Source organism: Flavivirga rizhaonensis (genome assembly GCF_004791695.1).
In the GTDB taxonomy this organism is placed as follows: Bacteria; Bacteroidota; Bacteroidia; order Flavobacteriales; family Flavobacteriaceae; genus Flavivirga; species Flavivirga rizhaonensis.
Genome location: NZ_SRSO01000031.1, coordinates 14,617 through 34,439, shown reverse-complemented (window position 1 = coordinate 34,439; position 19,823 = coordinate 14,617). Strand labels below are relative to the sequence as shown.

Annotated in this window: 11 protein-coding genes; all 11 read left to right on the top strand. The window is 35.0% G+C overall.

The genetic code is table 11. The features are described 5' to 3' along the window. Positions 1–68: 68 nt before the first annotated feature. The 11 genes from EM932_RS17610 (at position 69) to ruvB (ending at position 19,790) form a co-directional block, all read left to right on the top strand. A complete protein-coding gene (locus EM932_RS17610; RefSeq protein WP_135878522.1) occupies positions 69–3,188 on the top strand; it encodes a TAT-variant-translocated molybdopterin oxidoreductase in 3,120 nt (1,039 codons plus the stop codon). A 28-nt stretch (positions 3,189–3,216) separates the two neighbouring features. After that, entirely contained in the window at positions 3,217–4,971 is a 1,755-nt protein-coding gene (nrfD, locus tag EM932_RS17605) for an NrfD/PsrC family molybdoenzyme membrane anchor subunit (protein ID WP_135878521.1), read from the top strand. Between the two features lie 9 nt (positions 4,972–4,980). Continuing rightward, positions 4,981–5,511 (top strand): DUF3341 domain-containing protein, encoded by a 531-nt coding sequence (locus tag EM932_RS17600; RefSeq protein ID WP_135878520.1) that lies wholly within the window; start codon positions 4,981–4,983, stop codon positions 5,509–5,511. A 105-nt stretch (positions 5,512–5,616) separates the two neighbouring features. Next, positions 5,617–6,168 (top strand): c-type cytochrome, encoded by a 552-nt coding sequence (locus EM932_RS17595; RefSeq protein WP_170179841.1) that lies wholly within the window; start codon positions 5,617–5,619, stop codon positions 6,166–6,168. Between the two features lie 22 nt (positions 6,169–6,190). Further along, positions 6,191–7,546, top strand: a complete 1,356-nt coding sequence (locus tag EM932_RS17590; protein WP_135878519.1) for a quinol:cytochrome C oxidoreductase — start codon at positions 6,191–6,193, stop codon at positions 7,544–7,546. A 30-nt stretch (positions 7,547–7,576) separates the two neighbouring features. Next, on the top strand, positions 7,577–8,644 hold the full coding sequence (locus tag EM932_RS17585) for a cytochrome c oxidase subunit II (RefSeq protein WP_135878518.1): 1,068 nt from the start codon (positions 7,577–7,579) through the stop codon (positions 8,642–8,644). Positions 8,645–8,671: 27 nt separating this feature from the next. Beyond that, a complete protein-coding gene (locus EM932_RS17580) occupies positions 8,672–10,465 on the top strand; it encodes a cytochrome c oxidase subunit I (RefSeq protein WP_135878517.1) in 1,794 nt (597 codons plus the stop codon). A 358-nt stretch (positions 10,466–10,823) separates the two neighbouring features. Continuing rightward, the gene (locus EM932_RS17575; protein ID WP_170179840.1) at positions 10,824–15,605 is read left to right on the top strand and encodes a gliding motility-associated C-terminal domain-containing protein; all 4,782 of its coding nucleotides are present in this window, start codon (positions 10,824–10,826) and stop codon (positions 15,603–15,605) included. Positions 15,606–15,633: 28 nt separating this feature from the next. Next, positions 15,634–16,590: a PorP/SprF family type IX secretion system membrane protein gene (locus tag EM932_RS17570; RefSeq protein ID WP_135878515.1), complete on the top strand. Its 957-nt coding sequence runs from the start codon at positions 15,634–15,636 to the stop codon at positions 16,588–16,590. Between the two features lie 108 nt (positions 16,591–16,698). After that, entirely contained in the window at positions 16,699–18,585 is a 1,887-nt protein-coding gene (locus EM932_RS17565; protein ID WP_135878514.1) for an OmpA family protein, read from the top strand. Between the two features lie 182 nt (positions 18,586–18,767). After that, the gene (ruvB, locus tag EM932_RS17560) at positions 18,768–19,790 is read left to right on the top strand and encodes a Holliday junction branch migration DNA helicase RuvB (protein WP_135878513.1); all 1,023 of its coding nucleotides are present in this window, start codon (positions 18,768–18,770) and stop codon (positions 19,788–19,790) included. The last annotated feature ends 33 nt before the right edge of the window (positions 19,791–19,823 follow it).

The window sequence follows — 19,823 nt, the reverse complement described above, 5'->3', positions numbered from 1 at the left end:
ACTGAGCGCAGTCGAAGTGCTTATAAAAGTGAAACAATAAATAATAAGAAGTAATTCAATTATATAATATGTCATCAAACAAGAAATACTGGAAAAGTGTTGAAGAGCTAAACGAAAATAGTTCTATTGTTGAGACGCTAAAACAAAACGAGTTTGTAGCAGAAATTCCTACTGATGAATTTTTAGGTGATAAAGAAACATTAGAAGAAACGGCTACAACGCGTCGTGATTTCTTAAAGTACGTAGGTTTTAGTACTGCAGCTGCATCATTAGCGGCTTGTGAAGGTCCTGTTAAAAAATCTATTCCTTATGTAGTGCAACCTACGGAAATTATCCCTGGTGTTGCTAACTACTATGCAACTACTATTGCTGATGGATTTGATTTTGCTAGTGTTTTAGTAAAAACGAGAGAAGGTCGTCCAATTAAGATTGAAAACAATACTATGGCAGCTACCAATGGTAGTGCAAATGCTAGAGTGAATGCTTCAGTTTTAGGTTTGTATGACAGTTTAAGAATACAAGGTCCTAGAAAAGGAGAAGCATCTATTTCTTGGGATACTTTTAACTCTGAAACAACTGAAAAGTTAACAAATATTGCTGCTGCAAATAAAGATATTGTGTTGTTAACACAAACATTTGCAAGTCCATCTACTAGCAAGTTAATTTCAGAATTTAAAGAAAAATACGGTAATGTTCGTCATGTAGCTTATGATGCTGTTTCAGAATCTGCTGCATTAGATGCTTACCAAGCTAAATATGGAGAACGCGGATTAGCGAATTACGATTTCTCTAAGGCCATGACTATCGTGTCTGTTGGTGCTGATTTCTTAGGAGATTGGCAAGGAGGCGGTTTTGATTCTGGATACTCTAAAAACAGAGTACCAGATCATGGAAAAATGTCACGTCACGTACAGTTTGAGTCAAATATGTCTTTAACTGGTGCTAATGCAGATAAGCGTGTGCCATTAACGCCAACACAGCAAAAATTAGTTTTAGCCAAATTGTATAGTTTAATTACTGGTAACAATGTTTCAGTAAAAGGACTTTCAGAAAAAGTAGAAGCCGCTGTAAAAAGCGCTGCTTCTCAACTTAAAAAGGCAGGAAGCAATGGTGTTGTTGTTACAGGAATTCAAGATGTAAATGCACAAACAATTGCTCTAGAAATAAATGAAACTTTAGCAAGTAAAGCATTCGACCCTAAAACACCTATTAAAACTAGACAAGGTAGTGATAAAGCTGTTGCAGGTTTAATAGCAGATATGAAAGCAGGTAAAGTTGGAGCCATCATCATGAGTGGTGTAAATCCAATGTACACACTTTCTAATGCTTCAGAATTTGAAGAAGGCTTAAAGAAAACAAGATTGTCAATTGCGTTTTCAATGAAGGTTGATGAAACATCTTCTAAAGCTCAATATATAGCAGCAGCACCTCATTACTTAGAATCGTGGGGAGATGTAGAACTTAAAAAAGGACATTACGCATTAACACAACCAACTATTCGTCCTTTATTCGATACAAAACAATTTCAAGACGTTTTATTAAAATGGATAGGAAATAATGTTTCTTACCATGATTATATTAAAGACGCTTGGGGAACCGATATTTTAGGAGGAAGTTCTTTCAATAAAGCATTACACGATGGTGTATTTGTTGGAGCTATTGCTACTGAAACAGTTGATACAACAGAGGAAACTTCATCAGATGATAGTGCTGAAGAAATTGCTGAAACAGCACCCTCAGGAAATGCAGCAAGAGCTTTAGCAGTTTCTGCAAAAAGTAAAGGATTAGAATTAACATTATATACCAAAGTAGGTATGGGAGATGGGCAACAAGCCAACAACCCATGGTTACAAGAGTTTCCAGATCCAATTACAAGAGCATCTTGGGATAATTACTTAACGATTTCAAAAGCAGATGCTGATGAAAAAGGTTTAATTAATAAGCACGTTGCTAACGGCGCATTAAATGGTAGCTATGCTAATGTTACAGTTAACGGAGTAACAATTACTGCTCCAGTAATGATTCAACCAGGACAAGCAAAAGGTTCTGTTGGATTAGCACTAGGTTATGGAAAAACATTAGGTTTAAAAACAGAAATGCAAACAGGTGTTAATGCCTATGCATTATATCAAGATTTTAATAGCGTACAAACAGTAACTATAGAACCAGCAGCTGGAGAGCATGAATTTGCTTCAGTACAGTTACATAATACCTTAATGGGACGTGGTGATATCATTAAAGAAACAACTTTAGAGATATTCAACACAAAAGATAAAAAACATTGGAATGCAGTTCCTACAGTATCTTTAAATCACGAACCTGTTCCAGTAACATCACCAGAGGTTGATTTATGGGATGAATTTGATCGTTCAATTGGACATCATTTCAACTTATCAATCGACTTAAATGCATGTACGGGATGTGGAGCTTGTGTTATTGCATGTCATGCAGAAAACAATGTACCTGTGGTTGGTAAGACTGAAGTACGTCGTAGCCGCGATATGCATTGGTTACGTATTGATAGATATTATTCATCTGAAGAATCATTTGAAGGTGACAATACTAAGAAAGATGATATATCTGGATTAGGAAGTTCATTAAGTGAATTTGGTGAAATGGAAAATGCATCTGAGAATCCTCAGGTAGCGTTCCAACCAGTAATGTGTCAACATTGTAACCACGCACCTTGTGAAACTGTATGCCCAGTGGCAGCAACATCACACGGTCGTCAAGGTCAAAACCATATGGCTTATAACCGTTGTGTAGGTACTAGATACTGTGCAAACAACTGTCCTTATAAAGTACGTCGTTTCAACTGGTTCTTATACAATGGAAATGATGAGTTCGATTATCATATGAATGATGATTTAGGACGTATGGTATTAAATCCAGATGTCGTTGTACGTTCTCGTGGTGTGATGGAAAAATGTTCTATGTGTATTCAAATGACACAAAAAACGATTCTTGATGCAAAACGTGACGGACGTGAAATTAAAGATGGTGAATTCCAAACAGCATGTTCTGCAGCTTGTAGTAGCGGTGCTATGTCATTTGGAGATATCAATGATAAAGAAAGTAAAGTTGCAAAACTTTTAAAAGATAATCGTATGTATCACTTATTAGAAAGTGTTGGTACTAAGCCAAATGTGCAGTATCAAACAAAAGTGAGAAATATAACAGAAGCATAAATCTAATTAAAGAATCAATTATATAATTATGGCGTCTCATTACGAAGCACCTATTAGAAGACCTTTAGTTACAGGCGAAAAATCATATCACGATGTTACTGTCGATGTGGCAAAACCTGTGGAGGGAAAAGCAAATAAACAATGGTGGATAGTTTTTAGCATATCACTTGTAGCTTTTCTTTGGGGAATTGGATGTATTATTTATACCATATCAACAGGTATTGGAACTTGGGGTTTAAACAAGACCGTAGGTTGGGCCTGGGATATTACTAACTTCGTTTGGTGGGTTGGTATTGGTCACGCAGGAACACTCATTTCTGCGGTACTATTATTATTCCGTCAAAAATGGAGAATGGCAATTAACCGTTCTGCAGAAGCAATGACCATTTTCTCTGTTGTTCAGGCAGGATTGTTTCCAATCATTCACATGGGTCGTCCATGGTTAGGTTATTGGGTATTACCTATTCCAAATCAATTTGGTTCTTTATGGGTAAACTTTAACTCTCCATTACTTTGGGATGTATTTGCAATATCTACGTATTTATCTGTATCATTAGTATTCTGGTGGACAGGTTTACTACCAGATTTTGCTATGTTACGTGATAGAGCGATTAAGCCTTTCCAAAAGAAAATATATTCTTTATTAAGTTTCGGATGGTCTGGTCGTGCTAAAGATTGGCAACGTTTTGAAGAAGTATCTTTGGTACTTGCAGGTTTAGCAACACCATTAGTACTTTCTGTACACACCATTGTATCATTTGACTTCGCAACATCGGTAATACCAGGTTGGCATACCACAATATTCCCACCTTACTTTGTTGCAGGAGCGGTATTCTCAGGATTTGCGATGGTAAATACACTTCTTATTATCATGAGAAAAGTGTGTAGCCTTGAAGATTATATAACAGTACAACACATCGAATTAATGAACATAGTAATTATGATTACTGGTTCTATAGTTGGTGTAGCATATATTACAGAGTTATTTATTGCGTGGTATTCTGGTGTAGAATACGAACAATATGCGTTCTTAAACAGAGCAACAGGACCTTACTGGTGGGCATATTGGGCAATGATGACTTGTAATGTATTCTCTCCACAATTCATGTGGTTTAAGAAATTAAGAACAAGTATTATGTTCTCTTTCTTTATCTCTATTGTGGTAAATATAGGCATGTGGTTTGAACGTTTTGTAATTATTGTAACATCGTTACACAGAGATTACTTACCATCATCATGGACCATGTTCTCCCCAACATTTGTAGATATAGGTATCTTTATTGGAACTATTGGATTCTTCTTTGTATTATTCTTATTATACTCAAGAACGTTCCCAGTAATAGCACAAGCAGAGGTTAAAACAATTTTGAAATCTTCTGGAGAGCGTTATAAGAAAATTAGAGAGAGAGGAGATAGCTTAGTAGGTACAGGAGTGGATGCAAGAACTTCAGGAGGACAAGCTCCTAAGCCAGCACTAGCAGCTAAAACAACTACTACTGAAGAGGATAATTCAACAGAAGGTAATTCGGCTAAAGTAAATGATTTACTTGGAAGTATAGGCGCTTTTGATGCTGCTACACAAGAAGCTGATGACTTGAAGAAAGTAAATGGTATCGGACCTAAAATGGAAGAAACGCTTAACAGTATTGGTATTTATACCTTCCTTCAGGTTAGTAAGATGACGAAAAAAGAATATGACTTGTTAGATTCTATTACAGGTTCTTTCCCAGGAAGAGCAGAACGTGATGATTGGTCTGGACAAGCTAAAAATTTAATAAACTAAATATAGTCAATGGAAGCTTCAAAAGTTATTCACGCTATTTATACGGATGATGATGTATTAATGTCTGCTGTTAAAAAAGTTAAGGCAGAAAAACATCACATTGAAGAAATATATACACCATTTCCAGTTCACGGACTAGACAAAGCCATGGGGTTAGCACCTACACGTATTGCTATTACAGCATTTATGTATGGTTTAGTTGGTTTAACTGTTGCTATTGTCATGATGAATTTCATTATGATTGAAGACTGGCCTCAGAACATTGGAGGTAAACCAAGTTTTAGTTATATAGAAAACATGCCGGCATTTGTGCCAATTATGTTTGAGTTAACAGTCTTTTTCGCGGCTCACTTAATGGTAATAACATTTTACTTACGTAGTAGAATGTGGCCTTTTAAAGAAGCCGAAAATCCAGATCCTAGAACTACAGATGATCATTTCTTAATGGAAATAGCAGTTCATGGTAATGAAAATGAATTAGAAAGCTTGCTTAAAGAAACTGGAGCAGTTGAAGTTAATTTAGTTGATAAAGCCCATTAATAATAAATATGAAATGAGCATAAACAGAATTTAATTTTTAGATTTTTAAAAAATTAAAATGTTTTGTGAATTACATTTGACAAAAAAGACAATATAAGTTGACAAATGAAAAGCTTAATTAAAATATTAGTAGTAGCAGTAGTTTTTGTTTCTGTATCATGTAAAAAAGATTCAGCTCCTAACTATCAATTCATGCCTAATATGTATGAGTCTGAAGGATATGAGACTTATGGCGAGGCAGCGTTTCCTAATGGTTTGGAAGCACAATTACCTGCAGAAGGATCAGTAGCGAGAGGATATATACCTTTTGATATTGATAATACAACAGCAGGTTACGAGTTAGCCAAAACGACATTAGTAAGTACATTAGATTCTACTCAAGTAGATTTAGATAGAGGAAAAGCATTATATGATATCTACTGTGGCATTTGTCATGGTAATAAAGGGGATGGACAAGGGAAGCTTGTAAAGCGTGAAAAAATTCTTGGTATTCCAAGTTATGATGATGCTGGAAGAGCAATAACAGTAGGAAGTATTTACCATACTATTTATTATGGTAAAAACGCAATGGGTTCTTATGCTAACCAATTGAACGAAGAGGAACGTTGGCAAGTAGTAGCATACGTGTTGAAGTTAAAATCAGATTTAGAAAAGTAAGATTGATAAGATTATTATAGATATGTATACATTTTCAAATAAATTAAAGACATTTTCTTTCATACTAATGATACTAGGTGCATTGGGTGTGGGATATGGTTTTTTGACATCTCATAAATCTTTAGAAGAAGTAAAAACAATGCTTGCTGAAGAGGCCTCTCATCATGGAGGTGGTCATGCAGAAGAAGCAACACATGCTGTAGCAGATACACACGCCGAAAAAGGGCATGAAGCAGCAGCACATGTTACTGACGCACATCACGGTGATAAGCACGCAAAACACGTACAACATCAAATTCATAACAGACCTTGGTCTGCATTGTACGTTGCTGCATTTTTCTTTATGATGATTGCTTTAGGAATATTAGCCTTTTATGCGATTCAAATCGCATCACAGGCAGGATGGTCTCCGGTATTATTTAGAGTCATGGAAGGTATGACCGCTTATTTATTACCAGGAGCTTTAATAGTGGTGGCCATAGCAATGTTCTCAGGAGATCATATTTTCGTTTGGATGAATGAGAACATGACCAATCCAGATCATGCGGATTATGATAAGTTGGTAGCTGGGAAATCTGGCTGGTTAAATAAAACTGGATTTTTAATTCGAGCGCTTATATTTATAGGCGGATGGAGTTTATATCGTCATTTTTCACGTAAATTTTCTATTGCACAAGATACAGCCGAAGATAAAAGCAATTTTAAAAAGTCATTCCGTATAGCAGCAGGGTTTTTAGTATTCTTTATTTACACAGAGTCTATGATGTCTTGGGATTGGATTATGAGTGTAGACCCACACTGGTTCTCAACACTGTTTGGTTGGTATGTCTTTGCTAGTATGTTTGTAAGTGGCATAACAGTATTAGCTTTAATCACTTTATACTTAAAATCTAAAGGACAATTAGAGTTTGTTAATGAAAACCATTTGCATGACGTTGCTAAATTTATGTTTGCATTCAGTATTTTCTGGACGTACTTATGGTTTTCTCAATTCATGCTTATTTGGTACTCAAATATCCCAGAAGAAGTTACCTATTTTGTAACACGTTTTCAAGATTATAAATTACCATTTTTAGGTATGGTGGTTATGAACTTCGTATTTCCAATATTAATGCTAATGAATGCCGATTACAAACGTATTCCATGGTTTGTTGTTATGGCTGGATTGGTAATATTAGCAGGTCATTATATTGATATTTTCAATATGATCATGCCAGCAACCGTTGGTGATAGATGGTTTATAGGGATTCCAGAAATAAGTTCAGTATTACTATTTGCAGGACTATTCATATTTATAGTATTTACAGCTTTAACAAAAGCGCCATTACTAGTAAAAGGATACCCTTTTAGAAAAGAAAGTGAAGAATTTCATTATTAATTAAGAAATAAATAAAGACGAACGATACAAATGACTGCTTTATTAACAATTATAGTTTTAGTATTTATTTTAATTGCCATTTGGCAAATGGTAAAGATTTTCGATTTAGCACAAGCTAAAAACGAAAATTCTCAAGTTGCTACAGATAAAGACAATACGTTGAATGCATATTTAATGATGGGCTTTTTAGCTTTCATTTATATCATAACCATTGTATGTTTAGTAAAATGGGGTGATTTACCATTAATGTCAAATTCTGCGTCTGCACATGGACCAACTATTGATAATTTGATGGTTATTTCTATGGTAATTATCTTTTTTGTACAAACGGTTACGCAGTTTTTACTACACTATTTTGCATTTAAATATAAAGGTGAAAAAGGGAAGAAAGCATTATTCTTTGCAGATAACAATAAACTAGAAGCTATTTGGACAATTATTCCAGTAATAGTTTTAGCTGGATTGATTATTTACGGATTAAACACCTGGATTAATATTATGGGTGTTGATGAAAGTGATGATCCTTTAGTAGTTGAGTTATACGCACAACAGTTTAACTGGAAAGCCAGATACGCTGGAGCAGATAATACTTTAGGAAAAGCTAATGTACGTTTAATTGATATTGATCGCGCTAATATCTTAGGTATAGATGAAGCAGATCCTAATGCGCAAGACGATGTGATTACTACCGAGTTACATTTACCAGTTGGTAAACCTGTATTATTTAAAATGCGCTCACAAGATGTCTTACATTCAGCATATATGCCACATTTCAGAGCTCAAATGAACTGTGTTCCAGGAATGATCACACAATTTGGTTTCACGCCAACAGTGACTACTGCAGAAATGCGTGAAACACCTCAAATGCAAGAAAAAGTTAAAAGAATTAATAATATTAGAGTAGAGAATAGTAAACCTCTATTAGCAAAAGGAGAAGAGCCTTTAGAATCTTACGAATTTGATTATATACTATTATGTAATAAAATTTGTGGAAAGTCTCATTACAACATGCAAATGAAGATAGTTGTAGAAACTCAAGAAGAATATAATGCTTGGATAAAAGAGCAGAAAGCATTCAAAAATTCTCTAATTAACTAATTTTAAAAGATAAAACGATATAAGATTATGTCAGCACACGCAGATACTCACGCACACGAAGACGACCACGGACATCATCATAAAGAAACGTTTGTAACTAAATATATATTTAGTCAAGACCATAAGATGATTGCTAAACAGTACCTTGTTACAGGTACTATTATGGGAGTTATAGGTGTATTAATGTCTATGATGTTTCGTATGCAAATTGCATGGCCAGAAGAACCTAATGTATTGTTTGAAGCATTATTAGGTAAATGGGCACCAGATGGTGTTATGGATGCAGATATCTATTTAGCTTTAGTAACTATACATGGTACCATCATGGTATTCTTTGTATTAACAGCTGGTTTAAGTGGTACGTTTAGTAACCTATTAATTCCGTTGCAAATCGGTGCGAGAGATATGGCATCAGGTTTTTTAAATATGGTATCGTATTGGTTATTCTTCTTATCAAGTGTGATCATGGTAATTTCTTTATTTGTTGAAGCAGGACCAGCAGCGGCAGGATGGACAATTTATCCGCCATTAAGTGCATTGCCAATGGCGCAAGGAGGTTCTGGAATGGGTATGACCTTATGGTTGGTATCTATGGCTATATTCATAGCCTCATCATTATTAGGATCGCTTAACTATATTGTTACAGTAATTAACTTACGTACTAAAGGGATGTCTATGACAAGACTACCTTTAACAATTTGGGCATTTTTTATTACAGCAGTTATAGGGGTTATATCTTTCCCGGTATTATTATCTGCTGCTTTATTATTAATAATGGATAGAAGTTTTGGAACATCATTCTTCTTATCAGATATATTCATTCAAGGAGAAGTATTGCATTATCAAGGAGGTTCACCAGTATTGTTTGAACACTTATTCTGGTTTTTAGGACATCCAGAAGTTTATATTGTCATATTACCGGCAATGGGATTAGTTTCAGAAATCATGGCATCCAATTCACGTAAACCAATCTTTGGGTATCGTGCAATGATTGCTTCTATTTTAGCGATTGCATTCCTTTCTACAATAGTATGGGGTCACCATATGTTCGTTTCAGGAATGAATCCATTCTTAGGATCTGTATTTACATTTACAACCCTATTAATTGCAATACCATCTGCAGTAAAAGCATTTAACTGGATAACCACGCTTTGGAAAGGAAACTTACAGATGAATCCAGCGATGCTATTCTCTATCGGTTTTGTATCTACATTTATTACAGGAGGTTTAACAGGAATTATTTTAGGAGATAGTGCTTTAGATATTAATGTACATGATACTTATTTTGTAGTAGCGCATTTCCACTTGGTAATGGGTATATCTGCATTATATGGTATGTTTGCAGGAATCTATCACTGGTATCCTAAGATGTTTGGTAAGATGTTAAATAAGAACTTAGGATATATCCATTTTTGGATAACAGCAGTTTGTGCTTATGGCGTATTTTTCCCAATGCATTTTATAGGAATGGCAGGATTACCGCGTCGTTATTATACAAATAGTAACTTCCCTTTATTTGACGATTTAGCTAATGTAAATGTTATTATTACCATATTTGCTTTAATAGGAGGGGCAGTTCAAATCGTTTACTTATATAACTTCTTTAGCAGTATATTCTTTGGAAAGAAAGCAACACAAAACCCTTGGAAGTCTACAACTTTAGAGTGGACTGCACCAGTTGAGCATATGCATGGAAACTGGCCTGGAGAAATTCCACATGTGTACCGTTGGGCTTATGATTATAGTAAGCCAGGTCACGATGTAGATTTCGTTCCACAAAATATTCCTCTAAAAGACGGAGAAGAAGAATTGCAACACTAGCGTACACTAGTAAACATAACTTTTTAATATAAAAGCCAAAGCCTTTCTAATTTAGAAAGGCTTTGGCTTTTAGTATTTTATCTCCTTTTGCTCTTTATTATATAAGATTTGTACTACAAAAAAATCCTCACAAACATATTTTTTGCTCTTAAAAACAAATAAGGACAACTCTTGAACATCGCTTATTTGCAGATTTTATCGACGAAATACAAAAAAAATATAAAAAAATCGACGAAATACAAAAATATCCGTTAAATTGCGAATTGAATAATTTTATGAAAAACTTTCAATCAAAATATTTTTGAAATTTTACATGCCTTATTCTAAACCAACTAAATATGAATATAAATTTTCAATTATGAAAACGACTCTAACATATAGAAATGTATTGAAGAATACATTTTATGTTTTAATGTTATTTTGTGTTTCATTGTCAGTTTCTGCACAATGCCCCATAATAAATCCTACGACTCCAATTTGTGATGCTTCTGGATTAACTTTTGCTGATTTAACGGGACCAACATCAACACACAATTTTGTAGAAGATGGAGGTAATGGTGTACAGTGGTATGATGTTCCAACAGGAGGAACTGCTTTTTTTCCGACCGAACTCGTTGTAGAAGGGACTTATTATGTTGATGATGATTCAGGAACCTGTAACGGGGCTGGAAATCGAACAGCTATAAATATAGATTTTGTCTTAGACCCTCCTACAGGAATAAACTTAAAGGGTAATTATTGCAGCAATGAGGGAGCTACCATTCAGACTTATACAGATGAGATTCTACAATCAATTATCCCTCCAGGAGGTAGTGTTGAAATTTATTATGATGACAGTTTACTTAATCAAGCAAACACTACTGATGTAATTCCAAATCCAGGAATAGCAATATTTGTAGTATTTGTAGACGCTTTTGGAACTTGTAAAAGTCAGGCTGAGCCTGCAACAATAGCTCTAATCTCTGCACCTCAAGAACCAATGCCTGATATTGTACAAAATTTCTGCACTAATCTACCAGAACTTCCAAAAATAGAAGATTTAAAGCCAGGTACTCCAGCTACTAATTATTTATGGTATGCAGCAGTTAATGGCTCTGAAATACCTATAGGAGCACCATTGTTAGATTCAGATCTATTAGTAGACGGTACTACTTATTATGTTCAAATTCAGGGACTTGCTGGCTGTGATAGTGATGCCGTTGCAGTATTAGTTAATGTTGATGTTCCAGCAGATGCAGGATTACCAGGAATTTTACCACCATATTGTGAAGATAATATCCTTGCTACACCTTTCAATTTATTTGATGAATTAGAAGGTTTTCCACAAATGGGAGGTACTTGGACTGCTCCTCCGTCTTCGACAATACCAATAACAAATGGCTACTTAGGAACAGTAAATATCTCAACTTTAACTGTAGGAACATATGTGTATAGGTATACGATTTCTGGTAATGGAGCTTGTCCATCTAGTAGTTCAACTGTAACCATTACAATTTCACCCATACTTTCTTCAGGAACACCAATTGGAACTCCAGCACGCTTTTGTGTAGCAGACTTACCATCAGATTTTGACTTGACAACTTTATTGAATAATGAAGACGATAATGGTTTTTGGGTACAAGGGATTTCAAGTTCTGACCCCGTGGTGACTTCTCCGATAGATTTAACAACAGGAGCTTTTACACCAAATACGTATAGCTTTACATATTTCCAAAATGTTCTAACACCTTGTCCAGATGACTCTGCAACAGTTGAGGTTTTAGTGTTAGCTGACCCCAATGCAGGAACAGCAGCAAATGCTTCGTTTTGTGAGAATGAATTAGCAACCAATTCACCTTATGATTTATTTAATGCCTTAGTATTTGGGTCACAAGATAATAATTTAGGAACTTGGACCGATGCAACAAATAACCCAGTAACAAACCCTATAAATATTACAGGACTTACAGTTACAGGAAGCCCTTATACATTCAATTACACAATAGATAATGGAGCTTGTACCGATACAGAATCAATAACCATAACCATTCTACCTGCGCCAGAATCAGGAACTCCCATAGCATCTATGCCAGAGTTTTGTGAAGGAACTGTGCAAACAGTTAATTTATTTGATTTATTAATAGGCGAGGACACAGGAGGAACATGGAATGATGATGATGCTTCGGGTGAGTTATCAGTAAACGAGGTTACAATTGGTAGTCTTAGAGTTGGAACTTATAATTTTACTTATGATGTAGCAAATATTTTAGGGTGTGACGATACCAATGTAACCGTATCAATTATAATAAATCCATTACCGAATACAGGAACAGCAAATCCTGCAACCTATTGTGAAAATGATCCTGCATTAAATAATACATCTTTTGATTTATTTACACTTTTAACAGCTCCAGTAGATGCAGGTGGACAATGGTACTTAGGTACAGATACTACAGGAGCAATGATTTCTGATGTTCTGGATTTAAATACACTTACGAATATACAAGCGTATAATTATACTTATAGTATTACTGATACTAACGGGTGTATAAATAGCACAACAACTAGTATAACAATAGAAGATGCACCAAATGCAGGGACAACAACAAATCCGAATCCCTTTTGTGTAGCAGATATAGCACCAGGACAGACTTTAGATTTATCAGATTATTTAAGTGCCGATGCAGACCCAGGTGTTTGGATTGACGATACACCTTCAAATCAATTAACAGGAAGTACTGTACGTTTAGATAATCTACTGCCTGGAACAACATATAGCTTTACATTTGATGTAACATCATTCTCTGGTTGCGATGCGCCGGAAATGCCAGTTGTATTAATTACAATTAATACACAACCTAATACAGGAACAGCAGATCCAGCGACTTATTGTGAAAATAATCCTGCGTTAAATAATACATCTTTTGATTTATTAACGCTTTTATCAGGAACAGTAGATCTAGGTGGTCAATGGTACTCAGGTACTGATACTACAGGAACAATGATTTCTAATATTCTGGATTTAAATACACTTACAGGTTTACAAACATATAATTACACGTATAGTATTACTGATGCTAACGGATGCATCAATAGTACAACAACAAGTATAACAATAGAAGATGCACCAAATGCAGGGACAACAACGAACCCTAATGCTTTTTGTATATCAGATATTACACCAGGACAAACATTAGATTTATCAGATTATTTAAGTGCCGATGCTGACCCAGGTGTTTGGATTGACAATACACCTTCAAATGAATTATTAGGAAGCATTGTGAATTTAGATCGTTTGTTACCGGGAATGACATATAGTTTTACATTCGATGTAACAGCTATAGGTGGATGTGATACACCAGAAATGCCAATGGTAACTATTACTATAAATGATACACCAGTACCAACAGCGAATGCAATTCAGGAATTTTGCGATGCAGCTACGGTTGCAGATTTAAATGTTTTAACAGGAAACACAATACAATGGTACGATGATGCAACAGGAGGAACACCATTGGATGGAACTGTAGCTCTAGTAAATGGAGAAAATTATTTTGCAACAGCTACAGACGCCACAACAGGATGTGAATCTTCAGTAAGAACAGAAGTAACAGTTACAATATATCAATCTCCAAACGCTGGAATTGCAGCTAATCCAGGAATTGTTGAATGTAATAATACGACAATAGATCTTTTTAATGGACTAGACGGTTCTCAAGATGGAGGAGGTATTTGGTATGAAGGTCCTGATAATACAGGGACAGTAGTAGCGGCTCCAACTGCCTATGATGTAACGGGGTTTAGTGCTAATAGTTATGAATTTACATATTATGTAACAGCTTCTTCACCATGTGTAGATGATAGTACAACAATAACAATTACTGTAGAAGAACCTTTAAGTGCAGGAACATCCAATGGAGATCCTACATTCTGTAGTACAGATGGAATATTCGATCTGGATTCTAATTTAACAGGCGCAAGCCCTGGAGGTGAATGGACCTTTAATTCAGCAGTGATTACTGATCAATTTAATCCAGCAACGGATCCATCAGGAACATATACATATACGACTTCTAATGCATGTGGTAGCTCAAGTACAAGTTTTGATATATCTGTCACACCAGCACCAAATGCGGGAACTAGTGGTACAGCTTTAATTTGTGTGATTGATGGTCCAACAGATTTATTTACCTATTTAGGAGTAGCAGATACAGGAGGGGACTGGTTTCCAACATTAGCAAGTGGCACAGGAGTTTTCGATCCTTTAGTAGATGCTCCCGATATTTATACATATACTGTAACGGCAGCGGGCGCATGTACAACAAATGCTACCGCAGACATAACAGTAACAGTTAGTGACATTACACCTCCAGTTGTAAATAATGCAACTATGGAATTTTGTTTAGTAGACAATCCTACAGTTGCAGATTTAGACGCGGCTTTAACAGTAACAGGAACGATTACCTGGTATGAAGATGCCGCTTTAACAACACAGCTTAATGCTACAGATATATTGGTAGATGGTGAAGATTACCATGCAACTCAAAGAAACGCTTCTGGTTGTGAATCTTCAATAAGTGTACAAGTTGATGTTATTGTTAATGACACACCAACCCCAACATTACTTGATCCTGCTGTAGAATATTGTATTAATGACGATCCAACAATTAATGACTTATCATTGAACATTACAGAATATGATGCACTAGCAAACAATATAATTTGGTACGATGCAGCAACAAATGGTACAGCTATTTCAGAAAGTACCATTTTAAGCCACAACGTTACTTATTACGCTGTTTTAGTAGATGCTACTACAGGTTGTGAAAGTAGTGTGCGTTTAGCAATTACTACAGACTTAACGTCTTGTGGGAAATTGATAATTCCAGACGGATTTTCGCCAAATGGAGACGGTACTAATGATACGTTTAATATAGATCATTTAGGTGTTCTATATCCAAACTTCACGATAGAGATTTTTAATCGCTATGGAAACATTGTGTATAAAGGAAATGATAATACACCAAGATTTAATGGAATTTCTAATCAATCCAGAACCATTGGAAATGGAGAGTTACCAGTAGGTGTCTATTATTATATTTTCTATTTCAATGATGGAGAAAACAAACCAGAACGAGGACGCTTATACTTAAGCAGATAATTTATAGATAAAGCAAAATTTAAGAACAATGAAAAATTTAAATATATATCATAAAATAGCTGCTTTGTTAAGTTTGACGCTTTTGTCATTTCAAAGTTTTGCACAACAAGACCCTCAATTTACTCAGTATATGTATAACATGAGTATTATTAATCCTGCCTATGCAACAGCAGATGAGGCGATTCTAAATTTAGGAGGCTTGTATAGAACACAGTGGGTTGGCGTAGAAGGAGCACCAAAAACAGGGACATTTTTCGCGCATACACCTATTAATGAAAAAATAGAAATGGGTATTTCATTTTCTAATGACAATATAGGAGATATCGTAAATGAAAATAATATTTATGCAGATTTCGCTTATATATTACCCGTAGGATTTGAAGCTAAGTTATCACTTGGTATTAAAGCCGGAGTTACATTATTTGATGTTAATTTCGATGGCTTCAATTTACAGTCGGGTAACGTATCTACCGATGTAGCATTTAATGAAAACATTAGTAAAACATTTCCTAATTTAGGTATCGGAGCATTTTATTTCACCGAAAACTACTATATAGGTTTATCTGCCCCAAATCTACTAACAACAAAACATATAGAAACAGAAAATGGTGTGAAATCTACAGGAGTTCAAGACATTCACTATTTTTTAACAGGGGGGTATGTTTTTAACATCAACAGAGATGTAAAATTTAAACCTGCATTTATGGCAAAATCAGTGAGAGGCGCACCTTTGTCTCTAGACATTACAGCAAACGTGTTATTTAATAATAGATTTGAAGCGGGGTTAGGCTATCGTTTAGATGATGCGATAAGTGGATTAGTAAGTTTTAGAGTAACACCAGAATTAAAAATTGGGTATGCTTACGATTTTACAACCACAAACTTAGGTGATTTCAATTCAGGGTCTCATGAAATATTTATTTTGTTTGATATTGATTTATTCGGTCTCAAAGGCGGGTATGATCGTTCACCTAGATTCTTCTAACCAAAAATGATTACAATTATGAAACATCCATTACTAAAAATTCAATACCAAAGAATAGATATGTCATGGATGTTACATGTGACAGTTGAAAAACAATAAAATTTACACATGAAAAAACAAATATACATACTTGCAAGCCTTTTATTAGTTAGTGGAATAGCATTGGCGCAAAAGGGAAATTTAAAAAGGGCTAATAAGCTTTTCGAAATGAGAGCCTATATTGAAGCGGCTGAAATTTATGAAAAGAAAGAACGTACTCAGGAAGTACTTCAAAATTTGGCAGACAGCTATTATTACAATGCTAATTTGCAAAAAGCTATAAAAACTTATCGCGAGCTGTTTGTAACTTACGGAGATTCTATAGATATCGAATTGCATTTTAGATATGCACAAGCTTTAAAAGGGGCTAAAAATTATAAAGAGGCCGATTTCCATTTAAGCAGATATTTCAATAAAAAAATAAATACACCTGCTTTTATAGAAGGCTTAGAGAAAATGACGCCACACACATTTAAACTAAAACAAATTGAGAGTTCTAATTCAACCAGCGATTTTGGTTTATCATTCTATGGGGATAATAAAGTAGCTTTTGCTTCATCAAGAAATAGTAAAAACCCAGCCTATTCATGGAATAATTTGCCGTATCTGGATTTGTATAAAGCAACTATGGACGATGATGGAACAATGAAAGATATAACACCTTTTTCAGATGAAATAAATACAGATTCTCATGAAAGTAGTGCTACATTTAGTAGCGATGCTAAGACCATGTATTTCAATAGAACCAATAAAACACGTACCAAAACTGACGCCGAGAGAATCGCCCACATTAAAATTTTTAAAGCAGAGTTTGTAGATAGTGTATGGACAAACGTTACCGAATTACCATTCAATTCAAATGCGTACAGTGCAGAACATCCAGCCTTAAGTAAAGATGGGAAAACATTATACTTTGCCAGCGATATGCCTGGGACTATTGGCGGATTCGATATTTATAAAGTAGCTATTAACGATGATGGTACTTATGGAGAACCAGAAAACTTAGGTGATAAAGTAAATACAAAGCACCGTGAACAATTTCCTTATATAAGTGATCTTGGAGTGCTATACTTTTCTTCAGACGGACATCAAGGATATGGTGGTTTAGATGTATTTAGGAGTAATATGGTAAACGGTACCTTTGAAAAACCTATAAACTTAGGAGGGTCTATAAATAGTAGTTTAGACGATTTTGCATATACCATAAGAGAAAAGAATAATAAAGGCTATGTATCTTCTAACAGAAGTGGTTATGACAGGTTATATGGTTTTGCCAGAGAAGAGAATGTTTTAACCAAGTATTTAGTAGAAGGTATTGTACAAGATAAAAACAGTAAAGAATTATTAGTAGGGGCTTTAGTAACGTTATTTGATGAAACTGGTACCGTAATTCAAGATACTATTGTAGGGGATAAAGCAGATTACCTGTTTAAAATAGAACCTAATAAAAAGTATAAAGTTCGTGGAACACGAAAAGCATATATTCCTCAAGATGTTGAATTCTCAACAGACAGTAAAGGTAAAATTAGTCACAATATTTATTTGTCTTTAGAGTCGTATGTAGTAGCAGAAGAGAGTGTTAAAGAAAACGAAAGAGGTGATGTTCAAATTCAATTAGATAAAATCTATTTCGATTTCGATAAATCTAATATTCGTGAAGATGCGGCAACAACTTTAAATGTACTGGTCGATTTAATGAACAAGTACCCAGACATGGAGGTAGAAGTATCTGCACATACAGATGCACGAGGGCCAGATCAATATAACTTGAATTTATCCAAAAGCCGTGCAGCATCTACTTTAGAATATTTAGTAAGCAAAGGCATTGACAGAAACCGATTAAAAAGTATTGGTTATGGAGAAATGCAACCACTTAATAAATGTGTTAAAGAAGGCATTTGCAGTGACGAAGAATACGATATTAACAGACGCTGTGAATTTACCATTATAAATTAGCCAACCAACCATTTATAACTAGCCATAATTTTAACCAAATTATTTGCTTAAGCCTTTCCTAATTGGAAAGGCTTTTTGATTATATTTGCTTGTACTCAACTTTTTTGTCATTCTCGCGAAGGCGGGAACCTATTTAAACTGAACTAATGTCATCCTAAGCACAGTCAAAGGAGTCTACAAATATGAACGAAAATCTAGATCCATCCAACGAAAATTTCTCTCCAGAGGAATTAGATGTAGAAAAAAAATTAAGACCATTATCATTTGATGATTTTACAGGTCAGGATCAAGTTTTAGAGAACCTTCAAATATTTGTTCAAGCAGCGAACTTAAGAACAGAAGCATTAGATCATACACTATTTCATGGGCCTCCAGGTCTGGGAAAAACAACTTTAGCATATATTTTAGCTAACGAATTAAGTGTAGGTATAAAAGTAACATCGGGACCTGTTTTAGATAAACCAGGCGATCTAGCAGGTTTACTAACCAATTTAGATGAACGCGATGTATTGTTTATAGATGAAATTCATCGGTTGAGTCCCATCGTAGAAGAGTATTTATATTCTGCAATGGAAGACTATAAGATTGATATTATGATTGAGTCGGGACCTAATGCACGATCCGTGCAAATTAATTTAAATCCGTTTACCTTAGTAGGAGCTACAACCCGTTCAGGATTATTAACGGCACCAATGCGTGCCCGTTTTGGTATTCAAAGTAGATTGCAATATTATAAAACGGATTTACTAACAACCATTATACAACGAAGTGCCAGCATTTTAAATATGCCAATATCTATGGAAGCAGCTATAGAAATTGCAGGACGAAGCAGAGGAACTCCAAGAATAGCAAATGCTTTATTACGTCGCGTTCGGGATTTTGCTCAAATAAAAGGTAATGGAACCATCGATATAAAAATTGCAAAGTTTGCATTAGAAGCCTTAAATGTAGATGCACATGGATTGGATGAAATGGATAACAAAATTCTATCAACCATCATAGATAAATTTAAAGGAGGTCCTGTAGGGATTACAACTATAGCCACAGCAGTTAGTGAAAGTCCAGAAACCATAGAAGAAGTGTATGAGCCCTTTTTAATTCAGCAAGGGTTTATTATGCGCACACCTCGTGGGAGAGAAGTTACCGAGCAAGCATATAAACATTTAGGTAGAATAAAAGGAGATATTCAAGGCGGATTATTTTAACTCTAGACCATTCTGATATGTCCCCTTGAGCGC